Raw genomic sequence first — 20,625 nt, 5'->3', positions numbered from 1 at the left:
CCGCGGGATGCGGACGTTTCGGCGAGGTTCCGGGCGGTCTCCGTGAGACGTGGACGTTTCGGCGGACGCCGTCCTGACCGTCTCCGCGAGGAGTGGGCGCTTCAGCGAAGGCTTCGGGCGGTCTCCGTGAGACGTGGACGTTTCGGCGGACGCCGTCCGGGCGGCCTGCGCGGGACGCGGACGCCTCAGCGAAGCTCCAGGCGCATGATCCGCCGGTGCTCGCCCGGGCCGAAGTAGTCCCGGCGCAGGCCCTCGTCCGGCTCCTCGGGGACGAAGCCCAGGGAGCGGTAGAGCAGGATCGCGGCCCGGTTGGCCGGCTCCACCGTCAGCCGTACCGTCTCGGTCCCGTCCCGGCGCAGCAGCTCCAGGATCTCCGTCATCAGCTCCCGGCCCAGTCCGTGCCGGCGGTCCCCCTCGGTCACGCACAGGCCGAGGATCCAGCTGTCCCGGCTGAACGCCGTGGTCGCGGCCAGGACGTAGCCGCGCAGCCCGCCCGCGCCGTCGTCCAGCACCAGGAAGTGCTCGGCGTACACGTCGAACAGCTGACGGAGCAGGAAGGCGGGATAGGCCACCTCCTGGAACACTTCCTCGTCGAGCCGGCGCAGCTCGGGCAGATCGGACTCCCGGGCCACCCGCAGGACCAGGTGCCCGGGCTCGGGGAACCCGTCGGGTTCCCCGAGGCGCCCGGGCCGGTCCAGGGTGCGCTCCAGCGGTTCGGCGGTCATGCCACCCCCCAGTCGGGACGTGCGGATGTCGTCAACGCGAAGACACCGGCGTTCACCCGGAAGGGAATGCTGCTTCCGGTGGCGGCCGGTGGCGTCTTCTGGCTAGAGTGGGCCGTCAACTCACCTCGTGCAAGGGCGAGTTGAGGGGTGCACGGATCAGTGGCGTGCGCCCGCCGTGCGCCCGTCGACGAGGAACGGCGTGTTCCTGGCTGTCTCCGCATGCCGCTTCGGCCTACCGTGCGAGAAGCCGGAGATGCTGCTTCACCTGCCGACGTTCACCGGGACGACGCAGACAGGGCACACGGTCTCGTCCGACACTGAATGGAACGCGGCAGGGTGATGATGGACCGCAACGCCGACGCCCCGTGGTCGAAGTTCGATCCCGAGGCCTACGTCGACGCCAACTACCGCAGTCCCCTCGAGGTCGATCTGCTGATCGTGCGGCTGATGCGCGACTACTTCGGCAAGTGCTTCGCGGACGGCGCCCAGTACACGGGACGCGGCGTCGACGTGGGCGCCGGCGCCAACCTCTACCCGGCGCTGTCCATGCTGCCCTGGTGCGAGAAGCTCCTGCTCCTGGAGTACGCCCGGCCCAATGTGGAGTACCTGGAGAAGCAGGCGTCCCCCGCCGGGTTCGACACGGTCTGGGACCCCTTCTGGGAGCGGTTGAGCGAGCACCCCGCCTACGCGGGCATCGAGCCCCGTTCGCGGTTCGGCGAGATCGTCCGCGTCGAGCGGGCCAACCTCCTCGACCTCGACGGCCAGCGCCGCTGGGACATCGGGACCATGTTCTTCGTCGCCGACTCCATGTCCGAGTGCCCCGACGAGTTCCGCCGCGGCGTCACCTGCTTCATGGACGCGCTCAACGAGGGCGCGCCGTTCGCCACCGCCTTCATGAAGGAGTCCGTCGGCTACCAGGTCGGCGACCACCGCTATCCGGCCTACCGGGTGAACGAGGAGCGGGTCCGCGAGAGCCTGAGCGACTGGGCGGACGACCTGGAGATCCACGATCTGCACCACATGGTGCGGCCGGGACACGAGGGCATCATCCTCGCCCTGGGACGGCGGAATCCGGCGATTGCGGGCACGTAGGAGCGGGGACCATGTCTGCACACGGTCTGTACGAGGGGTAGGGGGATGCAGATCAAGCCACGCCAGCATCTGCTGGACATCTGGCGGGCCGCGGCCCGTCACTCGTTCGACGACGGCAAGCTCGTCTGGGGGGACACCGACGGGCTGAGCAGTGTCGCGGACGCCGAGCGGCTGCTCTGCCTGCTGTACCCCGCCACCGAGATCCCCGCGTTCCGCCTGGACCAGCCCGACACCACCGAACGGGACGTGCTCCAGGCGCTGGAGGGCGTCGGCAGCCGGCTGGAGATCCCGCCGAACCTGATCACCGCGATGACCCAGTTCATGCGCACCCACACCGGACCCGACGACGCGCCCACCTTCGCCGGCGGACCGTACTTCAAGCCCGTCGACCCGAGCGAGGAACTCACCTACGAGCAGGGCAAGTTAGGCGTCGTCGACTCCTACTCGATGTCCGTCACGCTCTGCCTGGCGACCCTCGGCTTCCTCAAGGTCTACGAGACCAGCACCACCCGCCCCGAAGTGCGCCGGGCGCTCGGCGAACTCCGCGAGGCCACCAGCCTGCGCCTCACCGCCGCCATGGTCAGCCTGCTGCGCTCCTTCGCCGTCAACGTCTTCGACGCCGAGTCCGAGCAGGGCCGGCGGCTGATCCAGGTCATCGGCCAGAACCGGCACTCCGACCGGGCCGTCCTCCAGCAGTTCGCCCGCCGCTTCCGGCCGCTGCGCGCCACCATCATCGAGAGTCTCAGCCGCGGCATCGAGGTCGACGAGTCCATCCGCGACGAGAGCCAGCTCTTCGAGTGCGGCTGGGCCTGGGGCGTGGTCAGGGACGCCCCCAAGATCACCGACCTGGACGCCCCGGTGCCGGGCCAGCCCGACGGCATCGCCGACCGGCTGCCCTACGTGTACTTCACCGTCGTCGCCCTCGACGGCATCCAGGACCTGTTCTCCGAGCGCACCCTCACCCTCGGACTGCTCGACGCCGACCAGCAGAAACTCGCCGAGGCGCTGCGGCTGCGCTGGGAGCTGAGCCAGCAGTACTGGTCGGCCGTCGCCCGCTTCGGGACCGAGCGCTGGCCCCTGGAGGACCTGCCCTGGCAGACCACCGGACTGCGCCTGGAGTCCGAGTACTTCTCCCTCACCGTCGCCGCCATCCTCGTCCACGACCTGGTGCGCCGCAGGGCCACCGACGACGACCTCACCCGCACCGTCTCCATCATGGAGCGGCTCGCCGACCGCGGCCGCGTCACCAGCCGCATGACCAGGAACGACCCGGTCGTCCGGCTGCACGACCCGGGCGTGCTGATGCCGCTCGCCGGGTCCGAGCGCTCCGGGTCGCTGCTCCAGTGGCGGATGACCGACTTCTCCGCCCAGCTGCTCAAACGGACCGTGCAGCTCGCCGAACTGTCCCGGAACATCGAGGCCCAGGACCGGCTGCTGCGCCTCGCCGAGCAGACCTTCGAACACCTGTGGAGCCGCAGGATCGAGGACGGCCACGGCGCCGGCCTCTGGGACGACGTACGCGCCGTCTACCCGGACGCCGAGGGGGCCACCCGCCGACTGTCCTGGAGCGTCACCGAGCGCGTCACCGAGTGCCTGGTGGCCGCCCGCAACCTCTACGAGCAGCAGCCCATCCGCAGTTCCGAACTCGCCGACCTGGCCCGGGACCTGCTCAGCGAGGCCACGCACCTGTTCGGCAGGGAGCAGCTGGAGGCGTCCACCGGCGTCGACGGCAGCCGCGCCCGCGCGATGCGGAGCATAGAGAGCCGGCTGGACCACGCCCGCAGCCTGGTCGACGACCGGCCCGCCACCGCCTTCGCGCTCGCCCTGCCCGTGCTCCGGGAACTCGACACCCTGGCCCAGGCCCGGGACGCCGCCGCACAGGAGGGCTGAGCCGTGCTCGTCTTCGCGGCCTCCGACAAGGGGGGCACGGGCCGCTCGGTCACCAGCGCCAACCTGGCCTACCAGCGGGCCCTCATCGGCGACCACGTCGCCTACGTGGACTTCGACTTCGGCTCGCCCACCGCGGCCGCCGTGTTCGACGTGCCCAGCGCCCTGCGCGGCACCGAGGAGCGGGGCCTGCACTCCTACCTGGAGGGCGAGGTCACCGAACCGGCCAGCATCGACATCTGGCGGCAGACCGAGCACCCGGTGCTGCGCTCCCGGCAGAACCAGTCCGGGCGGCTGGTCCTCTACCCCGGCGACGCGGGCGGCGGCGAGTTCGCCACCGGCGAGGAGGCGCTGGAGCGCTGCATCGACCTGCTGCTGCGGCTCAACAGCGAGTTCGACCTGGTCATGGTGGACCTCAGCGCCGGCCGCAGCTACGCCGTCGACCTGGTCCTCGCGGCCACCGCCCACCCCCGGATGCGTCACGTCGGCTACCGCTGGCTGGTCTTCCACCGCTGGACCCGGCAGCACGTCGTCGCCGCCGCCGGACTGGTCCACAAGGAGAACGGCATCCTCCGCAGCGGCGTCGACCGCGGCCACGACGAGACGGTCCTCCAGGGCAACATCCGCTTCGTGCGGGCCGCCGTCCCCGACCCGGAGTCGGGGATGTGGGCGCAGGGCTCGCCCGCCCAGGCGGCCTGGATGCAGTCCTGCAACAAGGCGCTCCGCCGGCTCGCCTCCGACCAGCAGATCGGCGACAGCGTGGTGCTCGGCACCGTGCCGCTGGAGCCGATCCTGCAATGGCGGGAGCAGCTGATCACCGAGGAGGACGTCCTCGCCACCCAGATCGCCAACAAGGAGACGCTGGAGGCGCTCGAGGAGATCGCCCGGCGGCTCACCGACGACGCGCACTGGGGGCTGCCATGACCGACGCGGTGTTCCGCGAGACCACCGCCGAACCCCGCACCCAGGCGGTGCCGCTGTCCCACCTCTCCCTGGAGCTGGGGCACCTGTACATGGAGGACTTCGAGGCGGGACCGGAACACCTGCGCCGCCACTTCGCGCGGGTCCGCCCCTGGGCGGAGGCCGCCCGCGCCTTCGCCGCCGACCGGGCCGGCGGCCGACGCGCCCGCGTCAGCACCTGCTTCCTCGTCGACGACTACTTCACCCGCTTCGCCGGTCCCGCCGAGGTCGTGCCCATGCTCCTGGCGGAGGCCGAGCACGCCGGGCTGACCGTCGACTACCTGGCCCGCGAGTCCGGCTGCGCCGTCAGCGGGAAGGTACCCGTCGCGGAGGCGGTGGCCGGGCGCATCGTCGAGGAGCCCCCGCCCGGCAGCTACGGCCACCGGCCGCCGGCCGCGCAGACCGGCTGGCTCGCCAACGGGGTGCGCAGCCCCACCGCCCGCGCCCCGCAGGCGATGCGGAAGGCCGCCGCCTGGGAGCCGCCCCGCGAGACCGCCGCCCGCCGCCACTCCGTCTTCCTGGACGTCGAGCTGTGGAGCGAGACGCCCGACGGGGAGCGCCTGTGGTCCTGCCCCTTCCTGGCCGCCGTCTGGCAGCTCGCCCGTCTCGGGCTGCTGCGCCACCAGGGCGAGGCCGTCTTCGACCCGCGGCCGCACACCGGCGCGTTCCCCGACGACTGGGAGGACCTGCCGCCGCTGGTGCGGCTCAACCCCCGGGCGGACCCGTTCGCCGCCTACCGCACCTGCTCGGTGCTGCCCAGCCGCTTCCTGCCCGTCGAGCACGCCGTGCGGGTCATCCTGGACCAGACCGACGTGGACCAGGACGCCCTGCGCCAGGTCGCCGAGCGGTCCGGCAAGGAGGGCGTGCCCGTCCCCGGCCCGGTCGCCGACCGCGTCTCCTACGTCTATTGCGAGGAGACCTGAGATGCCGGCCACGACGAGGGCGGCCCCCGGCGCCCGGCCCGACACCACCGCGCCGCGCGCCGTGCTCGCCTGCGGCGAGATCCGCACCTGCCTGCTCCCCGCCGGGCAGGCCCTCGACAGCCGCGCCGCCGCCCGACTGCTGCGGCTGCGCGCCGACGAACGGGTCCTGGTGTCCGAGCGGCCCAACCTCTACGCCCGCTCCCCGGACACCCTCACCGGCGTCGACTGCCCGCTGCCCACCGCCGGCGGCGCCCGGGTCCGCGCCGTCGGCACGGTCGCCGCGCGGGCCGCGCTCACCGAGGGGCGCGTGCTGCAGACCTCGGCGTACTTCCGCATCCCCGGCTCCGGGCCCGATCACCGCCGCCCCTGGGGCGACTACCTGGTGCGGCCCGGCCTGGTCGAGCCGCTGGGGAAACTGCCGTGCGACGCGGTCGCCGACGGCCTGCTCGACGGCGGACGCCACGGTGACCTCGACGTGGGACTGATCGCCGGGGGACTGCTCACCCGGCTGCTGCGGCACCCGCTGCTCGACCAGCGGCCACCGCTCAGGTCCCGGCCCACCCGGCTGCGCTGGGTGGCGCTGACCACGCCGCCGGGCGAGACGCCGTCCCTGGAGCGGTTCACCCTCGCCGAGGACGAGCTGCGCACCGTACGGCTGCGGGTCCCCGAGGACCTCCCCGCCGCCGACCTGGCCGGGCTCTGCGCCGACCTGGCCCTGCACGACTGGCTGCTCACCACCCTGGTCCGCGTCCTCGACGGCATCCGCCTCGGCCCCGCTACGCCGGGGTCCTGGTCCCGCACCACCCCGGACGGCGAACTCCCGCCGACGGTACGGGCGTTGCGGCCCGCCGTCGACCACCTGCTGCACCTGTGGATGCCGCGGGCCCGGGTGTCCGCCGAGCTGGCCGCGCTGTGGGAGGCGCTGGAGGAGCGGCCCGGGTTCACCCGGCAGTGGCTCGCCCTGGTGCAGCGCGTCCGCGACCAGCTGACCCTGCACGCGATCCCGCCCCTGCGCCGGGAGGTGGAGCCCGCGCCCTGAGCGCACCCGACGACTCCCGGACACCAGCCCGCGAGACGCCCACCAGCCGTGAGCGGCCTCGTCCGGACCCCCACGCACATTCCGCACCCCGAACCGACGTGTTTCCCAACGGGGGGAGAAGCGAGATGAGCACGGCACAGACACCTCAGCCCGACGACACGGCCGGCCCGCCGGGCACGGTGGGCACACCCGAACACCCCGCGGCCCGCACACCGGAACCGCCCGGCGCCCCGGACGCCCCCCAGGCGGCCGGGGGACCGGCCGAGCGGCCCGCCCCCGTCCCGTGGCGGCGCAGACTGCTGGTGGGCCTGGTCACCGGACTGCTCGCCTGGGGCGTCGCCGCGCTGCTCAGCCCGGAGGACGGCGCCGCACGGCAGCTCGGAGTCGCCGCGCTGTGCGCCGTGGCCGCCGTCGCCGTCCAGCACCTCGTGCTGGTCCCCGACCGGGCGGCCGAGGAGCGGGCCCGGCGGGCGGAGAGCCTGCTGGCCGAGACCGCCGCCACCGTGCGCGGCGGCTTACGGCGCTACGACGAACTGCGGCACGGGCTGGCCCGGCACACCGAGGACATGAAACAGCTCGTCGAGACGCGCCTGGTACCCCCGCCCCGCCCGGCCGAGCCCGAACCGCGGACGCCGTCCCTGGTGCGCGTCGAGTCCGTGTCCGACCTGGCCGCCAACTTCGCCGACGTCCTCTCGCCGGGCCTGCCGATCCTCTCCACCTTCGTACGGCTGGAGATGCACCGGGTGATCGGGCACCTCAGCGACCTCACCACCCTCACCGCGGAGTGCCCGGGCGAGAACCACGACTGGATGCTCACCCTCACCCGGGCCGCGGAGAAGTCGATCTGCGCCACCAGCACCTCCGTCGACCGGACGTTCTGGAACAGCGAGCCCGCCAGCCGCTACCTGCACGCCCAGGCGGAGGCGATCGAGCAGGGCGTGCCGGTGCGCCGGCTGTTCCTGCTGGAGAGCGCACGGGAGCTGGACGACCGGCTGCTGCGGCTGTGCGAGGAGCAGGAGGTGCTGCGCATCGAGGTGCGCGTGGCCGTCCTGCCGGAACTGCCGCCGCACCTGCTGCGCGGCACCACCAACGACTTCATCGTCTACGACGAGGCGGTGTCCTTCGAGATCGACCAGGACCTGCGCGACGTCAACATCAGGACCCGGCTGATCGCCCGCCAGGACCATGTGCACGACCGGATGAAGCGCTTCCGGGAGCTGTGGGAGGCCGGCATGAGCCTGCGCGAGCTGGAGGTGCGGGTCGACGACGAGGAGGACGGCACCTGGATGGTCGACCGGGCGTGATCTGCGGGCGGTCGCTCCCCGGGGAGCAGTCACGCCCCCGTGCCGCCCCACGCCGTACTCCGCAACCCGATCCCACGTCCGACGCCCCGCGCCCCTCCGCCGGGAGTCCGGGAACCGACCCGGACACCCGACCGGAGGGGAGCCCCGTCCCATGGGGGACGCAAGGACACCAGTACGGCGACGGGGCCTCGTGCCCTGAGCGGTGGCCGGGCCGCGGCCGGCCGCGCCCGTGCTCGTCGGACCACTCGCCGGCGAGTCCACCGGCCTCGTGCTCGTCCACCACCGGGACGGCGGATGAGCACCGCCGAACGGGGGACCGCCGCCGCGCAGGTCGCCGAGGTCGAGGGTGCGCACGAGCTGACGGACACCCCTCGGGGCGTCCCCTCCGCGGACGGCAGCACCCTCATGCACCCGGTCCCCAGCGCCCAGCCGGGCCATGGGCAGGCCCGGGGTGCGGGACGGGGCCCGACTCGTCATCGCGGCGTACGAGTCGGGGCTGGTGGCGCCGGGGAGGGCGTGAGCCCGGCCGGTTTCACAGTGTGTGGTGCAGCCACCGCTGGACGGTGCTGTTGACGCTGCCGGACAGGGCGCTCAGGCTCTCGATGGCCTCACGGTCCTCGGGCCGGGGCGGGATGCCGGCGGCGGTCAGGGCGGCGTGGAGCTCCAGCCGGCGCCGGTCGCGCGGGTCGATGCCGGTGCCGATCCGGTCGGCCGGGCGCGGCGGGGCCGGCGGGTAGTCGCTGTCCGGCTGTCCGGCCGCCGGGGGCCACCGGGTGGAGCCCGTGCCGTCCTCGACGGCGTAGGGGTCGGCGAAGCCATGGTTCGGGCCGTACTCGAAAGCGGCGGTCGCGGTCATGTCGGTCTCCTCGCCCAAGGGTGTCGGTTCTGCGGTACAGGAGCCCGCTCGCCGTCATCGCGGTTGCGCCTGAGGCGAAACGTCACGCCAACGGCGTCATCGGCAGCTCATCGTCCGGTCGGACGAACGCCGTGCCTCCCGAGGTCGCCTCGGCCGGACCCTGGCGGATCTCGGCCCGCGCCTGGTCACCGTACCCAGGACACCGGTCCCGGCGTCCTGAGCCCTGTTCCGCGGCCGAGGGCACCGCGGATGGCCCGGACGCACTCGAGTCGACCCGCCCCGCGTCGGTCAGACGGACCGCAACGGCGGGACCTCCCTGGTGATCGCGGCGGCCGGCAGCACATTGTCCGGTTCGGCGCCGGGGTCGGTGGAGACGACAACGCCGGCCCCCTGAGTGTCGAAGCCGGCCGGCCATGCGGTGAGGTCGCTCGCCAGCGCGCCCTCCAGTTTCGCCTGCCGCAGGTCGGCGCTGCTGAGGTCGCAGCCCCGCAGGTCGGCCATCCGCAGATCCGCGCCCGCGAACACGGCATTCCTGGCGCGTGCCTTGCGCAGGTTCGCTTCCCGAAGATCCGCACGCGAGAAATCCGCGTCCTGCACGTCGGCCTTCACCAGGCGCGCGCCGCGCAGATCGGCTTCGATACAGCGGACCTGGTGGAGAATCGACGTTCCGAACTCGGCGTGCCGCAGGTTGGCCGCTATCAGTGAGGCCTTGCTCAAGTTCGCCTGGAAGACGCTCGCCGCCTCCAGGCACGCACCGTCCAGATTGACTCCGCGCAGCCACAGTCCGTCACAGTCCGCTCGGCGCAGGTCGGTCAGGCTCAGGTTGAGCCACTCCGGGCGGGGCTCCTGACGCAGGACCCCCAGACAGGTCAGCGCGGCCTGGGCATCCGCGGCACGGGTCTCCAGCGGCCGGATCGAGTTGATCGACGCGTCCGCCGGTGGGACGCCTGGCTCCTGCGGAGGCCACGGCAGGTGGGTCCGAAGATACGCAGCCATGATCGAGACGACCGCCTCGTGATCGCGGACGGAATGATCCGCGATCCGCCACAGTGCGTAGATGCCCCCGATCCGCACGTCCAGCTTGTCGCTGCCGAGTTGGTCCACGGCCCGACTGAAGCGATCGGTGACGTGTCCCTCCCGGGTCGCGTGCAACCCCTCCTGACTGACGCGCAGCTGCCGCCATGTGGCATAGGCGCCGAACAGCACGACGGCGCCCCCCACCACCTGGAGAAGTGTGGTGCGCACGGTGTTCACCGCCTTCAACCGGTCGGCTGCGGCGAGGTGGCCACCAGCGAGATCGTGGTCGACCACGATCGTCGGCAGAACCAGGAGCACAACGGCCAGTACGCCGATCGCGGCCAGTGCGGCCGCTCCCACGGCAACGGTGCGACGCAGACGCGAGCGACCGCGAACAGATCCCCCCATGGGCATGGGATCCTAGGGCAGTGCTGAAGCCGGTCAACCTGTGCGGTCGCAGCACCGGAGCCGCCCTGCCGCGCGGAAGGACTCCCTTCACCGTCCGGCGAGGCGCGCCCGCCTGCCCCCGCCGACAGCCGGGCCACGCCCCAGCAACCGTGCCTGCTCGCTCTTGAGGAGGGCGAACCGGTCACGGACGTACTTCCTGAGCTCCCGGCCGGGGAAGGGCATGAGGGACAGATGCTCCTCGTAGTTCCCCTGGGCCCAGCGTGCTGCCGTGATCTCGTAGCCCGAGACGTGGGCGCAGAGCTGGAGCAGCGCTTCGGGCATCTCCTCCTCGATGAGCAGGTCGGCCTTGGTCACCACCACATCACGCATGGCTTGGATATTGGGGATGAAGACGGTGGTGGCCCAGGTGCGCCACTCCGCGAGTTCCTGCTCGGTCGGGGGCGTGTCGTGGTGGAACGGATCGCGGCCGTCGGCGCGGGCGTACTTCTGCGAGAACGTGTCGTAGGTGCGGCTGTTGGCTTCCATCAAGGCGAACAGCGGTCCGTAGAAATCACTCAGCTGCTGGTTGACGCGCGCGAGCCGGGCCTGCCTCTGAGCGAGGCGCAGACCGTTCAGGTAGGTCACGAGGTAGCCGATGAACGCCAGCCCGACGGTCACGATCACGGTAGCCATGCCTGGCGATGGTAGAGGTCAACGGCAGTACACGTCCCGTCGGGGACGTTCGCCGGCGGCCGGGCGGCCCACGGCATCGTGGTGCGGGACGTGGCGGCGAGCACCAGCGCGCGAGGGCCGGGGAGCAACGGGGTGGCCCGGGCGCACTTGCGGGCGGCCGTCGGCCACAGGACTCCCGGGTTCACGGACGCGCTCGCGCCTCGTCGGCACGCCGGGTGGGCTCAGCGGCGAACGGCGAGTGGGCGGCTGGTGGTCCGTGGTGGTGGGGGAGGGGGCTGGGGGTGGCGTCGAGAGCTGTGAACACTTCGGGCCGAAGTGTTCACAGCTCTCGGAGGGGTGCTCCGGTGGAGGCCCTCATGTCATGGATGGGCGGGGGATTGTTCCCATCCCCCGTTTCCCCTTATGAACTCCGTCCAGGCGGACGCCCCGACGACGATCACCGGCCCGTCGCCGTCCAGCTTGCTGTCCCGGACGGGGACGACGCCGGGGATGCCGGTGGCGACTTCGAGGCAGTCGCCACCGTTTCCGTCGCTGTAGGTGCTCTTATGCCAGCTGACTCCGCTCAGGTCGTACTCGCGCATCGTCCGTAACCCTCCGCCGCCGACTCGATCAGGTCCAGGGACGCTTCCGACGCGAGTGCGTCCGCCCTGAGCAGATCGTATGCCGACCGTGCTCGCTTCACTACGGCTGGATCGTCCAAGAGGTTCCCCGAATACACCGCCTCTGTATAGGCGGTGGGCGGGGCGTCCTCGAACTGCATGAGCTTGAGCGGTCCGGTCATGGTGGGATACGCCCCGGCCGTGTAGGGCAGCACCTGGACCAGCACGGCCCGTCGGTGGGCGAGTGCGGCCACATGCGCCAGTTGCTCAGCCATCACGGCGGCTCCACCGACCGGGATGCGCAAGACGTTCTCATGAAGGACCACCCAGTACACGGGTCGTTCGGCGGTGGTGAGGATCCGCGCCCGTTCCATGCGGGCGGCAACCTTCTCCTCGATGTGCTCGTCCGGTGAGAACCGGTTCATGGCAAGGGTCACCGCCCTTGCGTAATCCGGGGTTTGCAGCAGCCCCGGGACCAGAGCCGGCGCGAACTCGCAGATTTCTGTCGCCAGCGCCTCGAGCTCCGCCGCCGCGGCGAAATATTCCGCATACCGACGGTCGTCGATCAGCTTCCTGCACAACCGCTCGAAAATACCGTCGGTTTGCAGGGCCGCGTCGATCCGCCGGGCCACGTCCACCTGCGGCTTGCGGATCGCCTGTTCGAACTGTCCGATGTAGCCGCCCGAGACGAACACCCGTGTCCCCAGCTCGGCCTGCGTGAACCCGGCGTCCTCCCGGCGTCGCTTCAGTTCCGCCCCGAAGAACTCCCACGCCGCCTGCCGCGAACCATTGGCCATGCTTAACCCCTTTGTGCAGCCCCGCACTTGTAGGACGTGGCCCCCTCCCGACTTTAATCGCGGAGTGTCACTCTTGTGTCGCGAAGAGTGAAATCCGAAAGGGAAGGGCATCAGCGTGACGGCACGACACGCGGCGCACTGCGTCGAGGAAGCGGAGGAAGTGGTGAAGGAATTGCGGGCGGCTTTCGAGAAGGCCGGAATTTCCCTGCCGTCACTGGGGCTCGACCCGGTGAGTCTCGCGCGGGAGGCGCCCTGTCCGCTCATCGAACTGGGACGGTGTTCGGTGGAGACCGCGCGGCGGATCGCGGCGGCGGTGATGCGGTGAGGCCGCCCGTCGGCGCGTACGTCGTGGACACCCGCGCCGGGCGGCTCGGCGTCGTCATGGGGTACGAGGGCCCGTACGTCCGGCTCAGACCCTACGGCGGTGGCCGGGAGTGGGCCGCCGACCCCCTGGTCGTGCGGCACGCGACCCCCGGGGAGCGGCTGCGCGCGGGCACCGCGCACGCCAACGCCAGGAGCCGCGGCGAGGTGTCGTGAACGTGCGCGACAATGGCTGTCATGAGTCTGTTCCGCGACGACGGCATCGTGCTGCGCACCCAGAAACTGGGTGAGGCGGACCGGATCATCACCCTGCTCACCCGCGGTCACGGGCGGGTGCGCGCCGTGGCGAGGGGCGTGCGCCGGACCAAGTCCAAGTTCGGCGCCCGCCTGGAACCGTTCTCGCACGTGGACGTGCAGTTCTTCGCCAAGGGCAGCGAGCTGGTCGGACGCGGGCTGCCGCTGTGCACGCAGAGCGAGACGATCGCGCCGTACGGCGGCGGCATCGTCACCGACTACGCGCGCTACACCGCCGGCACGGCCATGCTGGAGACCGCCGAGCGGTTCACCGACCACGAGGGCGAGCCGGCCGTGCAGCAGTACCTGCTGCTGGTCGGCGGACTGCGCACCCTCGCCCGGGGCGAGCACGCCCCGCACCTGGTGCTCGACGCGTTCCTGCTGCGCTCCCTCGCGGTCAACGGGTACGCGCCCAGCTTCACGGACTGCGCGAGGTGCGGCATGCCGGGACCGAACCGGTTCTTCTCGGTCGCGTCGGGCGGAACCGTCTGCGCCGACTGCCGCGTCCCCGGGAGCGTCGTACCCTCCCCGCAGGCCCTGGAACTCCTGGGTGCGCTGCTTACGGGAGACTGGGACACCGCGGACGCGTGCGAGGCACGCCACGTCCGGGAGGCGAGCGGGCTGGTGTCCGCCTACCTCCACTGGCACCTGGAGCGCGGGCTGCGCTCGCTCCGGTACGTCGAGAAGCAGTGACAGATCAGCACGAGGAGACGAGAGACACATGGCCGTACGCGGATTCCTGGGGCGGCAACGCCGGGAGTACAGGACCCCGGAACCGCACCCCTCCGGCGCGCGGCCCCCGAGGCTCCCCGGGGAACTGGTTCCCCAGCATGTGGCGATCGTCATGGACGGCAACGGCCGCTGGGCGAAGCAGCGGGGCCTGCCGCGTACCGAGGGGCACAAGGTGGGCGCCGAGCGGGTGCTCGACGTGCTCCAGGGCGGCATCGAGATGGGCGTGGGCGCCATCTCGCTGTACGCCTTCTCCACCGAGAACTGGAAGCGGTCCCCGGACGAGGTGCGCTTCCTGATGAACTTCAACCGGGACTTCATCCGCAAGAGCCGGGACCAGCTCGACGAGCTGGGCGTGCGGGTCCGCTGGGTGGGCCGCATGCCCAAGCTGTGGAAGTCCGTGGCCAAGGAGCTCCAGGTCGCCCAGGAGCAGACCAAGGACAACGACCGGCTGACGCTGTACTTCTGCATGAACTACGGCGGCCGGGCCGAGATCGCCGACGCCGCGCAGGCGCTCGCCGAGGACGTGAGGGCCGGCCGGCTCGACCCGTCGAAGGTCAACGAGAAGACGCTCCAGCGGTACCTGTACTACCCGGACATGCCGGACGTGGACCTGTTCCTGCGGCCGAGCGGCGAGCAGCGCACCTCCAACTACCTGCTGTGGCAGAGCGCCTACGCGGAGCTGGTGTTCCAGGACGTGCTGTGGCCGGACTTCGACCGGCGTGACCTGTGGCGGGCGTGCGTGGAGTTCGCGTCCCGCGACCGGCGGTTCGGCGGGGCCATCCCCAACGAGGAGCTGCAGGCCATGGAGGGCCGCCGGCCCTGAGCCGGCGTGCGCCGGGCGTGGCCCCCGGCGGCTGGCGCGGGCGCGGTGGACGGCGACCGTGTGCGGGATCTTCGCCGGGGGCGCGCTGGGCGCCTGGCTGCTGGTGCCGCTGGGCGCGGGACGGGCGCTGGTCGTGATCGGTGCGGTGGTGCTGCTGCCCGCCGCCGTGTGCCGCGTCGTCCTGCCACGGCAGGACGACGCGGGCGGTGGAACCTGAGCGCGCCCCGGCGCGCCCTGGGCCTGGCCTCAGGCGGCCGCGCAGTCGGCGCAGGTGCCGAAGATCTCCACCGTGTGCGCCACGTTGACGTAGCCGTGCTCGGCGGCGATGGCCTCCGCCCACTTCTCCACGGCCGGGCCCTCGACCTCGACGGCCTTGCCGCAGGTGCGGCAGACCAGGTGGTGGTGGTGGTCGTCGGTGGAGCATCGGCGGTAGACGGACTCGCCGTCGGCGGTGCGCAGGACGTCGACCTCACCGGCGTCGGCGAGGGACTGCAGCGTGCGGTAGACCGTGGTGAGTCCGACCGAGTCGCCCTTGTGCTTGAGCATGTCGTGCAGTTCCTGCGCACTGCGGAACTCGTCGACCTCCTGAAGGCAAGCCGCCACGGCGGCGCGCTGCCGGGTGGCGCGGCCCTTCACGGGCGGTCCTGCGGTCGTCACCGGAAAGCCTCCTCACGTCTGGCTGCTGCCGGGGCCATTGTGCCAGTCCGGTCGCCGGGAGTCAGGCGCCGACCTTGCCGTCCGCCGGACGACTGGCGGGGATCGCGCACTCCGTGGGGTCGGCGCCGGGCCGTGCGGCGGCCCGGGCCCGGGCGCGGCGCCGGGCCAGCGGGGCGGCCAGCGCGGTCAGCAGGACGAAGGCGCCGATGGTCAGCAGCACGATCGTCGCGCCGGGCGGCACGTCCTGGTAGTACGAGGTGACGGTGCCGCCGACGGCCACGCTGACGCCGATCGCGACGGCGACGGCGAACGTGGCGGCGAAGCTCCGGGTGAGCTGCTGGGCCGCCGCGACCGGCACCACCATGAGGGCGCTCACCAGCAGCAGGCCCACCACCCGCATCGCCACCGACACCGTGACCGCGGCGATGACCGCGGTGAGCAGGTTCAGGAACCGCACCGGCAGGCCCGTCACCCGCGCGAACTCCTCGTCCTGGCTGACCGCGAAGAGCTGCCGCCGCAGGCCCACGGTGACCAGCACCACGAACGCGGCCAGCACGCAGATCGCGGTCACGTCGGACGGGGAGACCGTGGACAGCGAGCCGAACAGGAACGACGAGAGGTTCGAGGTGGAGCCGCCGGGCGCGAGGTTGATGAACATCACGCCGCCGGCCATGCCGCCGTAGAAGAGCATCGCGAGGGCGATGTCGCCGCGTGCCTTGGCGTGCCAGCGGACCAGTTCCATGAGGACGGCGCCGAGGACGGACACCACGGCCGCCGTCCACACCGGGGACCAGGACAGCAGGAAGCCGAGGCCCACGCCGGTCATCGCCACGTGGCCGATGCCGTCGCCCATGAGCGCCTGGCGGCGCTGGACGAGGTAGACGCCGACCGCGGGGGCGGTGACGCCGACCAGGACGGCGGCGAGCAGCGCCCGCTGCATGAAGGCGTAGTCGAGGATCTCCATCAGCTCAGCAGTCCCGTGCGGATCGGTCCGGCGTCCGCCGGTGCGTGCGGGTGTACGTGGTCGTGGCCGGGCAGGGCGTGCTGGCCGACCGCCTTGGGCGGCGGGCCGTCGTGCAGCACGCAGCCGTCGCGGAGCACGACCGCCCGGTCGATCAGGGGCTCCAGCGGGCCCAGTTCGTGCAGGACGAGGAGGACCGTGGCGCCCCGGCCGACCTGCGTGCGCAGCGTCTCGGCGAGGACCTCCTGGCTGGCCAGGTCCACGCCCGCCATCGGCTCGTCCATGATCAGCAGTTCCGGCTCGGCGGCGAGGGCGCGGGCGATCAGGACCCGCTGGTGCTGGCCGCCGGAGAGGGCGTCGACGGAGTCCTTGGCGCGGTCCGCCATGCCGACGAGGGCCAGGGCCTCCCGTACGGCCTCGCGGTCGGTCTTGCGGAAGAGGCCGAAGCGGGTGCGGGCGAGGCGGCCGGACGAGACGACCTCGGTGACCGTGGCGGGCACTCCGCCGGCGGCCGTGGTGCGCTGCGGGACGTAGCCCACCCGCGCCCAGTCGCGGAACCGGCGCCGCGGGGTGCCGAACAGCTCGATCTCGCCGGCGGTGACCGGCACCTGGCCGATGACCGTGCGCACGGCGGTGGACTTGCCGGAGCCGTTGGCGCCGAGCAGGGCGACGACCTCGCCGCGGCGCACGGCGAGGTCGATGCCGCGCAGCACGGGGCGCGCGCCCAGCTCGGCGCGCACCCCCCGCAAGGCGATGACGGGCTCGGCGGTCATGCGGTCCTCCGGTGTCGCGTCGTCGGGGGTCACCGGGCGCCCAGCGCGGTGCGCAGGGCGGTGAGGTTGGCCTCCATGAGCTGGAAGTAGTCCTCGCCGCGGGAGCCGTCGGTGATGCCCTCGACCGGGTCGAGGACATCGGTCCTGAGGCCGGTGTCGGCGGCGAGGGTCTTGGCGGCGCGGTCGCTGACCAGGGTCTCGTAGAAGACGGTGGTGACGCCGTCCTCCTGGGCGATCTTCTGCAGCTCCTTCACGCGCGCTCCGCTGGGCTCGGAGTCCGGGTCCAGGCCGCTGATGGCCTCCTCGGTCAGTCCGTAGCGCTCGGCGAGGTGGCCGAAGGCGGCGTGGGTGGTGACGAAGACGTCGGTCTTCCGGTTCGCGAGGCCGGTGCGGAACTTCTCGTCGAGCGCCTCGAGGTCCTCGACCAGGGCCGCGGTGTTCGCCCGGTAGTCGGCGGCGTGGTCCGGGTCGGCCTTCTGGAAGGCCTCGCCGACGCCCTCGGCGACCTCGGCGTACTTCACCGGGTCGAGCCAGATGTGGGGGTCGCCGCCCTCGTGGTCGTGGTCGTGGCCGTGCTCTTCCTCGTGGGCGTGCTCTTCCTCGTGGGCGTGCTCGTCCTCGTGGGCGTGCTCGTCCCCGTGCTCCTCGTCGTGGCCCGCGCCGTGCGGCTCCAGGGAGGTCAGCTCGGCCGCGTCGATCTTCGTGGCGATGGGGGACTGGCCGATGGCCTCGTCGACGGAGGGCTGGAGGCCCTTGACGTAGAGGGCCGCGTCCGACTCCTCGAGCTGCGCGGTCTGCCGGGCGCTGATCTCCAGGTCGTGCGGCTCCTGGCCGGGCTGGGTGAGACTGGTGACGTGGACGTGTTCGCCGCCGATCCGCTCGGCGAGGAAGGCCATCGGATAGAACGACGCGACGACGTCGAACTTCTCGGTGCCGCCCGCGGCGGCGCTGTCGGAGGAGCAGGCGGTCAGGGCGCCGGAGCCGAGGGCGGCGACCGCGGCGAGCGCGACCGCGGATATGTGACGTCGTACGTTCATGACAGTCATTTTCAACAAATATGGAAACCGTTGTCAACAAGCCCTCCAAGGTCCGCATGGGGGGACCGATTTGGTCGAGGGGCCGTCCCCGCCGGTAACCTGAGGCATTCGCTGGAAGCATCTCCGCTTCGTCGCCCGTCGTCGTAATGAAGAGAGCACCGTGGCCGCCGACAAGATCGACACCATCGTCAGCCTGAGCAAGCGCCGTGGCTTCGTATTCCCCTGCAGTGAGATCTACGGCGGCCAGCGGGCCGCCTGGGACTACGGGCCGCTGGGTGTCGAGCTCAAGGAGAACCTGAAGCGCCAGTGGTGGCGCTACATGGTGACGTCGCGTGAGGACGTGGTCGGCATCGACTCGTCCGTCATCCTGGCCCCCGAGGTGTGGGTCGCCTCCGGCCACGTCGCGACCTTCACCGATCCGCTCACCGAGTGCACCTCCTGCCACAAGCGGTTCCGCGCGGACCACCTGGAGGAGGCGTACGAGGAGAAGAAGGGGAAGGCCCCGGAGAACGGCCTGGCCGACCTCAACTGCCCCAACTGCGGCAACAAGGGCACCTTCACCGAGCCCAAGCAGTTCTCGGGCCTGCTCTCCACCCACCTCGGCCCGACGCAGGACTCCGGCTCCGTCGCCTACCTGCGCCCCGAGACCGCCCAGGGCATCTTCACCAACTTCGCCCAGGTGCAGACCACGTCGCGCCGCAAGCCGCCGTTCGGCATCGCCCAGATGGGCAAGTCCTTCCGCAACGAGATCACGCCCGGCAACTTCATCTTCCGGACCCGCGAGTTCGAGCAGATGGAGATGGAGTTCTTCGTCAAGCCGGGCGAGGACGAGAAGTGGCAGGAATACTGGATGGAGCAGCGCTGGAACTGGTACACCGGTCTCGGCCTGCGCGAGGAGAACATGCGGTGGTACGAGCACCCGAAGGAGAAGCTCTCCCACTATTCCAAGCGCACCGCTGACATCGAGTACCGCTTCCAGTTCGGCGGCAGCGAGTGGGGCGAGCTGGAGGGCGTCGCCAACCGCACCGACTTCGACCTCGGCGCGCACTCCAAGGCGTCCGGCCAGGACCTCTCCTACTTCGACCAGGAGGCCGGCGAGCGCTGGACGCCGTACGTCATCGAGCCGGCGGCCGGTGTCGGCCGGGCCATGCTCGCCTTCCTGCTCGACGCCTACGTCGAGGACGAGGCGCCCAACGCCAAGGGCAAGCTGGAGAAGCGGACCGTACTGCGGCTCGACCACCGTCTCGCGCCGGTGAAGGTCGCGGTGCTGCCGCTGTCCCGCAACCCGGAGCTGTCCCCGAAGGCCAAGGGTCTCGCCCAGGCGCTGCGGCAGAACTGGAACATCGAGTTCGACGACGCCGGCGCCATCGGCCGCCGCTACCGCCGCCAGGACGAGATCGGCACGCCGTTCTGCGTGACCGTCGACTTCGACACCCTGGACGACAACGCGGTGACCGTGCGCGAGCGCGACACCATGAAGCAGGAGCGGGTCTCCCTCGACCAGATCGAGGGCTACCTGGCCGCCCGCCTGGTCGGCTGCTGACCCCTCGTCAGCCGGTGCGAACGCCGGGTCCCGGATCTCCGGGGCCCGGCGTTCGGCGTTTCCGGGGGGTGCCGCCGGGCCGTCCGGGGGGCGCGGGACGCCGGGTGGCGGACATCGACTGACAGATAAAGGAATGACAGATATTGAAATCTGTCATTCGTCATGTCATCGTGGACGCATGACGATGCACACACGACCTCTCGGAACGACCGGCCCCCGGGTGTCCGCCCTGGGACTCGGCTGCATGGGCATGTCCGCGCTGTACGGCGCGGCGGACCGGACGGAGGCGATCGCCACGATCCACGCCGCCCTGGACGCCGGCGTCACCCTGCTCGACACCGGCGACTTCTACGGCATGGGCCACAACGAGCTGCTGATCGGCGAGGCGCTGCGCACCGCCCCCGCCGGCCTGCGCGAGCAGGCCCTCACCAGCGTCAAGTTCGGCACCCTGCGCGACCCGGACGGCGGCTGGGGCCCGATCGACGGCCGCCCGGCCGCGGTGCGGAACTTCGCCGCGTACTCGCTCCAGCGCCTGGGCGTCGACCACATCGACGTCTACCGCATCTCCCGCGCCGATCCCCACGTGCCGATCGAGGAGACCGTCGGCGCCATCGCGGAACTCGTCGAGAAGGGTCACGTACGGCACATCGGCCTCAGCGAGGTCGGCGCCGACGCCGTCCGCCGGGCCGCCGCCACCGCGCCGATCACGGACCTCCAGATCGAGTACTCGCTGATCTCCCGTGCCGTGGAGGACCAGATCCTGCCCACCACCCGCGAACTGGGCATCTCCGTCACGGCGTACGGGGTGCTCTCGCGCGGTCTGATCTCCGGCCACTTCACCGCCGGCCGGCAGCTCGCCGCGGACGACTTCCGGGCCCGCTCGCCCCGCTTCCAGGGCGACAACCTCCGGCACAACCTGGGCCTCGTCGACGCGCTGCGCGAGATCGCGGCCCGCAAGGGCGTCACGGTCGCACAGCTCGCCATCGCCTGGGTGCTGTCGCGCGGCGAGGACATCGTGCCGCTGGTCGGCGCCCGCACCCGGGAGCGGCTGACGGAGTCGCTGGGCGCGCTGGACGTCACGCTCGACGCGGACGACCTCGCGGCGATCGAGCGGGCGGTGCCGCCCGGCGCCGCGGCGGGCGCCCGCTACCCGGAGCCGCAGATGGCACACCTCGGCACCGAGGAGTGATCCCGGCGCCGGGTAC

The 20,625-nt window shown here is 71.8% G+C and carries 23 protein-coding genes; 13 read left to right on the top strand and 10 right to left on the bottom strand.

Going from position 1 to position 20,625, the window contains the following annotated elements:
• Positions 1 to 185 precede the first annotated feature (185 nt).
• A complete protein-coding gene (locus tag ACWH4W_RS00295; RefSeq protein WP_473073847.1) occupies positions 186 to 725 on the bottom strand; it encodes a GNAT family N-acetyltransferase in 540 nt (179 codons plus the stop codon).
• Between the two features lie 321 nt (positions 726 to 1,046).
• Between ACWH4W_RS00295 and ACWH4W_RS00290 the strand changes: the two genes are divergently transcribed.
• The 6 genes from ACWH4W_RS00290 (at position 1,047) to ACWH4W_RS00265 (ending at position 7,930) form a co-directional block, all read left to right on the top strand.
• The gene (locus ACWH4W_RS00290; RefSeq protein WP_473073846.1) at positions 1,047 to 1,817 is read left to right on the top strand and encodes an SCO2525 family SAM-dependent methyltransferase; all 771 of its coding nucleotides are present in this window, start codon (positions 1,047 to 1,049) and stop codon (positions 1,815 to 1,817) included.
• Positions 1,818 to 1,862: 45 nt separating this feature from the next.
• Positions 1,863 to 3,707, top strand: coding sequence for an SCO2524 family protein (locus ACWH4W_RS00285; protein ID WP_473073845.1), 1,845 nt, complete (start codon positions 1,863 to 1,865; stop codon positions 3,705 to 3,707).
• Between the two features lie 3 nt (positions 3,708 to 3,710).
• Positions 3,711 to 4,628, top strand: coding sequence for an SCO2523 family variant P-loop protein (locus ACWH4W_RS00280; RefSeq protein ID WP_473073844.1), 918 nt, complete (start codon positions 3,711 to 3,713; stop codon positions 4,626 to 4,628).
• Positions 4,625 to 5,587 (top strand): SCO2522 family protein, encoded by a 963-nt coding sequence (locus ACWH4W_RS00275; protein WP_473073843.1) that lies wholly within the window; start codon positions 4,625 to 4,627, stop codon positions 5,585 to 5,587. Before ACWH4W_RS00280 ends, ACWH4W_RS00275 begins: the two co-directional genes overlap by 4 nt.
• A 1-nt stretch (position 5,588) precedes the next feature.
• Complete coding sequence (locus ACWH4W_RS00270) at positions 5,589 to 6,626, top strand: SCO2521 family protein (protein ID WP_473073842.1); 1,038 nt, start codon at positions 5,589 to 5,591, stop codon at positions 6,624 to 6,626.
• Positions 6,627 to 6,751: 125 nt separating this feature from the next.
• Entirely contained in the window at positions 6,752 to 7,930 is a 1,179-nt protein-coding gene (locus ACWH4W_RS00265) for a hypothetical protein (RefSeq protein ID WP_473073841.1), read from the top strand.
• Between the two features lie 532 nt (positions 7,931 to 8,462).
• On the opposite strand, the gene ACWH4W_RS00260 is transcribed toward ACWH4W_RS00265, so the two are convergent.
• The 5 genes from ACWH4W_RS00260 to ACWH4W_RS00240 all read right to left on the bottom strand — a co-directional run bounded on the left by ACWH4W_RS00260 (position 8,463) and on the right by ACWH4W_RS00240 (position 12,279).
• The gene (locus tag ACWH4W_RS00260) at positions 8,463 to 8,786 is read right to left on the bottom strand and encodes a hypothetical protein (RefSeq protein ID WP_473073840.1); all 324 of its coding nucleotides are present in this window, start codon (positions 8,784 to 8,786) and stop codon (positions 8,463 to 8,465) included.
• A gap of 288 nt (positions 8,787 to 9,074) precedes the next feature.
• On the bottom strand, positions 9,075 to 10,163 hold the full coding sequence (locus tag ACWH4W_RS00255) for a pentapeptide repeat-containing protein (RefSeq protein WP_473073839.1): 1,089 nt from the start codon (positions 10,161 to 10,163) through the stop codon (positions 9,075 to 9,077).
• A 135-nt stretch (positions 10,164 to 10,298) separates the two neighbouring features.
• A complete protein-coding gene (locus ACWH4W_RS00250) occupies positions 10,299 to 10,883 on the bottom strand; it encodes a hypothetical protein (RefSeq protein ID WP_473073838.1) in 585 nt (194 codons plus the stop codon).
• 359 nt (positions 10,884 to 11,242) lie between these two features.
• A complete protein-coding gene (locus ACWH4W_RS00245) occupies positions 11,243 to 11,464 on the bottom strand; it encodes a DUF397 domain-containing protein (RefSeq protein WP_473073837.1) in 222 nt (73 codons plus the stop codon).
• Positions 11,446 to 12,279, bottom strand: coding sequence for a helix-turn-helix domain-containing protein (locus ACWH4W_RS00240; protein ID WP_473073836.1), 834 nt, complete (start codon positions 12,277 to 12,279; stop codon positions 11,446 to 11,448). The genes ACWH4W_RS00245 and ACWH4W_RS00240 overlap by 19 nt, the downstream gene beginning before the upstream one ends.
• Before the next feature lie 115 nt (positions 12,280 to 12,394).
• Here ACWH4W_RS00240 and ACWH4W_RS00235 point away from each other — a divergent pair, with 115 nt between their 5' ends.
• Genes ACWH4W_RS00235 through ACWH4W_RS00215 form a run of 5 tightly spaced genes read left to right on the top strand, consistent with a single transcriptional unit; the run spans position 12,395 to position 14,666 of the window.
• Complete coding sequence (locus ACWH4W_RS00235; protein WP_473073835.1) at positions 12,395 to 12,604, top strand: hypothetical protein; 210 nt, start codon at positions 12,395 to 12,397, stop codon at positions 12,602 to 12,604.
• Positions 12,601 to 12,816: a hypothetical protein gene (locus tag ACWH4W_RS00230; protein WP_473073834.1), complete on the top strand. Its 216-nt coding sequence runs from the start codon at positions 12,601 to 12,603 to the stop codon at positions 12,814 to 12,816. The genes ACWH4W_RS00235 and ACWH4W_RS00230 overlap by 4 nt, the downstream gene beginning before the upstream one ends.
• 21 nt (positions 12,817 to 12,837) lie before the next feature.
• Positions 12,838 to 13,587, top strand: coding sequence for a DNA repair protein RecO (gene recO / locus ACWH4W_RS00225; protein ID WP_106416425.1), 750 nt, complete (start codon positions 12,838 to 12,840; stop codon positions 13,585 to 13,587).
• 28 nt (positions 13,588 to 13,615) lie between these two features.
• Complete coding sequence (locus ACWH4W_RS00220; RefSeq protein ID WP_473073833.1) at positions 13,616 to 14,449, top strand: isoprenyl transferase; 834 nt, start codon at positions 13,616 to 13,618, stop codon at positions 14,447 to 14,449.
• A gap of 58 nt (positions 14,450 to 14,507) precedes the next feature.
• Positions 14,508 to 14,666: a hypothetical protein gene (locus ACWH4W_RS00215; RefSeq protein WP_473073832.1), complete on the top strand. Its 159-nt coding sequence runs from the start codon at positions 14,508 to 14,510 to the stop codon at positions 14,664 to 14,666.
• A 29-nt stretch (positions 14,667 to 14,695) separates the two neighbouring features.
• Here the strand turns inward: ACWH4W_RS00215 and ACWH4W_RS00210 are convergent, their stop codons facing one another.
• The 4 genes from ACWH4W_RS00210 to ACWH4W_RS00195 form a co-directional block, all read right to left on the bottom strand.
• Entirely contained in the window at positions 14,696 to 15,106 is a 411-nt protein-coding gene (locus tag ACWH4W_RS00210) for a Fur family transcriptional regulator (RefSeq protein ID WP_106414313.1), read from the bottom strand.
• Positions 15,107 to 15,167: 61 nt separating this feature from the next.
• Entirely contained in the window at positions 15,168 to 16,070 is a 903-nt protein-coding gene (locus tag ACWH4W_RS00205; RefSeq protein WP_473073831.1) for a metal ABC transporter permease, read from the bottom strand.
• Positions 16,070 to 16,840 carry a metal ABC transporter ATP-binding protein gene (locus tag ACWH4W_RS00200; protein ID WP_473073830.1) on the bottom strand — a complete coding sequence of 257 codons (771 nt, stop codon included), beginning with the start codon at positions 16,838 to 16,840 and terminating at the stop codon, positions 16,070 to 16,072. Before ACWH4W_RS00200 ends, ACWH4W_RS00205 begins: the two co-directional genes overlap by 1 nt.
• Before the next feature lie 29 nt (positions 16,841 to 16,869).
• Positions 16,870 to 17,877 carry a metal ABC transporter substrate-binding protein gene (locus ACWH4W_RS00195; RefSeq protein WP_473073829.1) on the bottom strand — a complete coding sequence of 336 codons (1,008 nt, stop codon included), beginning with the start codon at positions 17,875 to 17,877 and terminating at the stop codon, positions 16,870 to 16,872.
• 160 nt (positions 17,878 to 18,037) lie between these two features.
• Here ACWH4W_RS00195 and ACWH4W_RS00190 point away from each other — a divergent pair, with 160 nt between their 5' ends.
• Both ACWH4W_RS00190 and ACWH4W_RS00185 read left to right on the top strand, forming a co-directional pair.
• Positions 18,038 to 19,420: a glycine--tRNA ligase gene (locus ACWH4W_RS00190; protein ID WP_473073828.1), complete on the top strand. Its 1,383-nt coding sequence runs from the start codon at positions 18,038 to 18,040 to the stop codon at positions 19,418 to 19,420.
• 178 nt (positions 19,421 to 19,598) lie between these two features.
• On the top strand, positions 19,599 to 20,609 hold the full coding sequence (locus ACWH4W_RS00185) for an aldo/keto reductase (RefSeq protein WP_473073827.1): 1,011 nt from the start codon (positions 19,599 to 19,601) through the stop codon (positions 20,607 to 20,609).
• Positions 20,610 to 20,625: the final 16 nt, after the last annotated feature.

This window comes from Streptomyces sp. DSM 120436 (assembly GCF_055778765.1).
This window is presented reverse-complemented; position numbering and strand designations above follow the sequence as displayed.

What these genes read in the sequence shown, in the direction of transcription:
- ACWH4W_RS00295 (WP_473073847.1), bottom strand. Translation starts at nt 725, where the DNA reads ATGACCGCCGAACCGCTGGAGCGCACCCTGGACCGGCCCGGGCGCCTC.
- ACWH4W_RS00290 (WP_473073846.1), top strand. Translation starts at nt 1,047, where the DNA reads ATGGAACGCGGCAGGGTGATGATGGACCGCAACGCCGACGCCCCGTGG.
- ACWH4W_RS00285 (WP_473073845.1), top strand. Translation starts at nt 1,863, where the DNA reads ATGCAGATCAAGCCACGCCAGCATCTGCTGGACATCTGGCGGGCCGCG.
- ACWH4W_RS00275 (WP_473073843.1), top strand. Translation starts at nt 4,625, where the DNA reads ATGACCGACGCGGTGTTCCGCGAGACCACCGCCGAACCCCGCACCCAG.
- ACWH4W_RS00270 (WP_473073842.1), top strand. Translation starts at nt 5,589, where the DNA reads ATGCCGGCCACGACGAGGGCGGCCCCCGGCGCCCGGCCCGACACCACC.
- ACWH4W_RS00265 (WP_473073841.1), top strand. Translation starts at nt 6,752, where the DNA reads ATGAGCACGGCACAGACACCTCAGCCCGACGACACGGCCGGCCCGCCG.
- ACWH4W_RS00260 (WP_473073840.1), bottom strand. Translation starts at nt 8,786, where the DNA reads ATGACCGCGACCGCCGCTTTCGAGTACGGCCCGAACCATGGCTTCGCC.
- ACWH4W_RS00250 (WP_473073838.1), bottom strand. Translation starts at nt 10,883, where the DNA reads ATGGCTACCGTGATCGTGACCGTCGGGCTGGCGTTCATCGGCTACCTC.
- ACWH4W_RS00245 (WP_473073837.1), bottom strand. Translation starts at nt 11,464, where the DNA reads ATGCGCGAGTACGACCTGAGCGGAGTCAGCTGGCATAAGAGCACCTAC.
- ACWH4W_RS00240 (WP_473073836.1), bottom strand. Translation starts at nt 12,279, where the DNA reads ATGGCCAATGGTTCGCGGCAGGCGGCGTGGGAGTTCTTCGGGGCGGAA.
- recO (WP_106416425.1), top strand. Translation starts at nt 12,838, where the DNA reads ATGAGTCTGTTCCGCGACGACGGCATCGTGCTGCGCACCCAGAAACTG.
- ACWH4W_RS00220 (WP_473073833.1), top strand. Translation starts at nt 13,616, where the DNA reads ATGGCCGTACGCGGATTCCTGGGGCGGCAACGCCGGGAGTACAGGACC.
- ACWH4W_RS00205 (WP_473073831.1), bottom strand. Translation starts at nt 16,070, where the DNA reads ATGGAGATCCTCGACTACGCCTTCATGCAGCGGGCGCTGCTCGCCGCC.
- ACWH4W_RS00200 (WP_473073830.1), bottom strand. Translation starts at nt 16,840, where the DNA reads ATGACCGCCGAGCCCGTCATCGCCTTGCGGGGGGTGCGCGCCGAGCTG.
- ACWH4W_RS00195 (WP_473073829.1), bottom strand. Translation starts at nt 17,877, where the DNA reads ATGAACGTACGACGTCACATATCCGCGGTCGCGCTCGCCGCGGTCGCC.
- ACWH4W_RS00185 (WP_473073827.1), top strand. Translation starts at nt 19,599, where the DNA reads ATGACGATGCACACACGACCTCTCGGAACGACCGGCCCCCGGGTGTCC.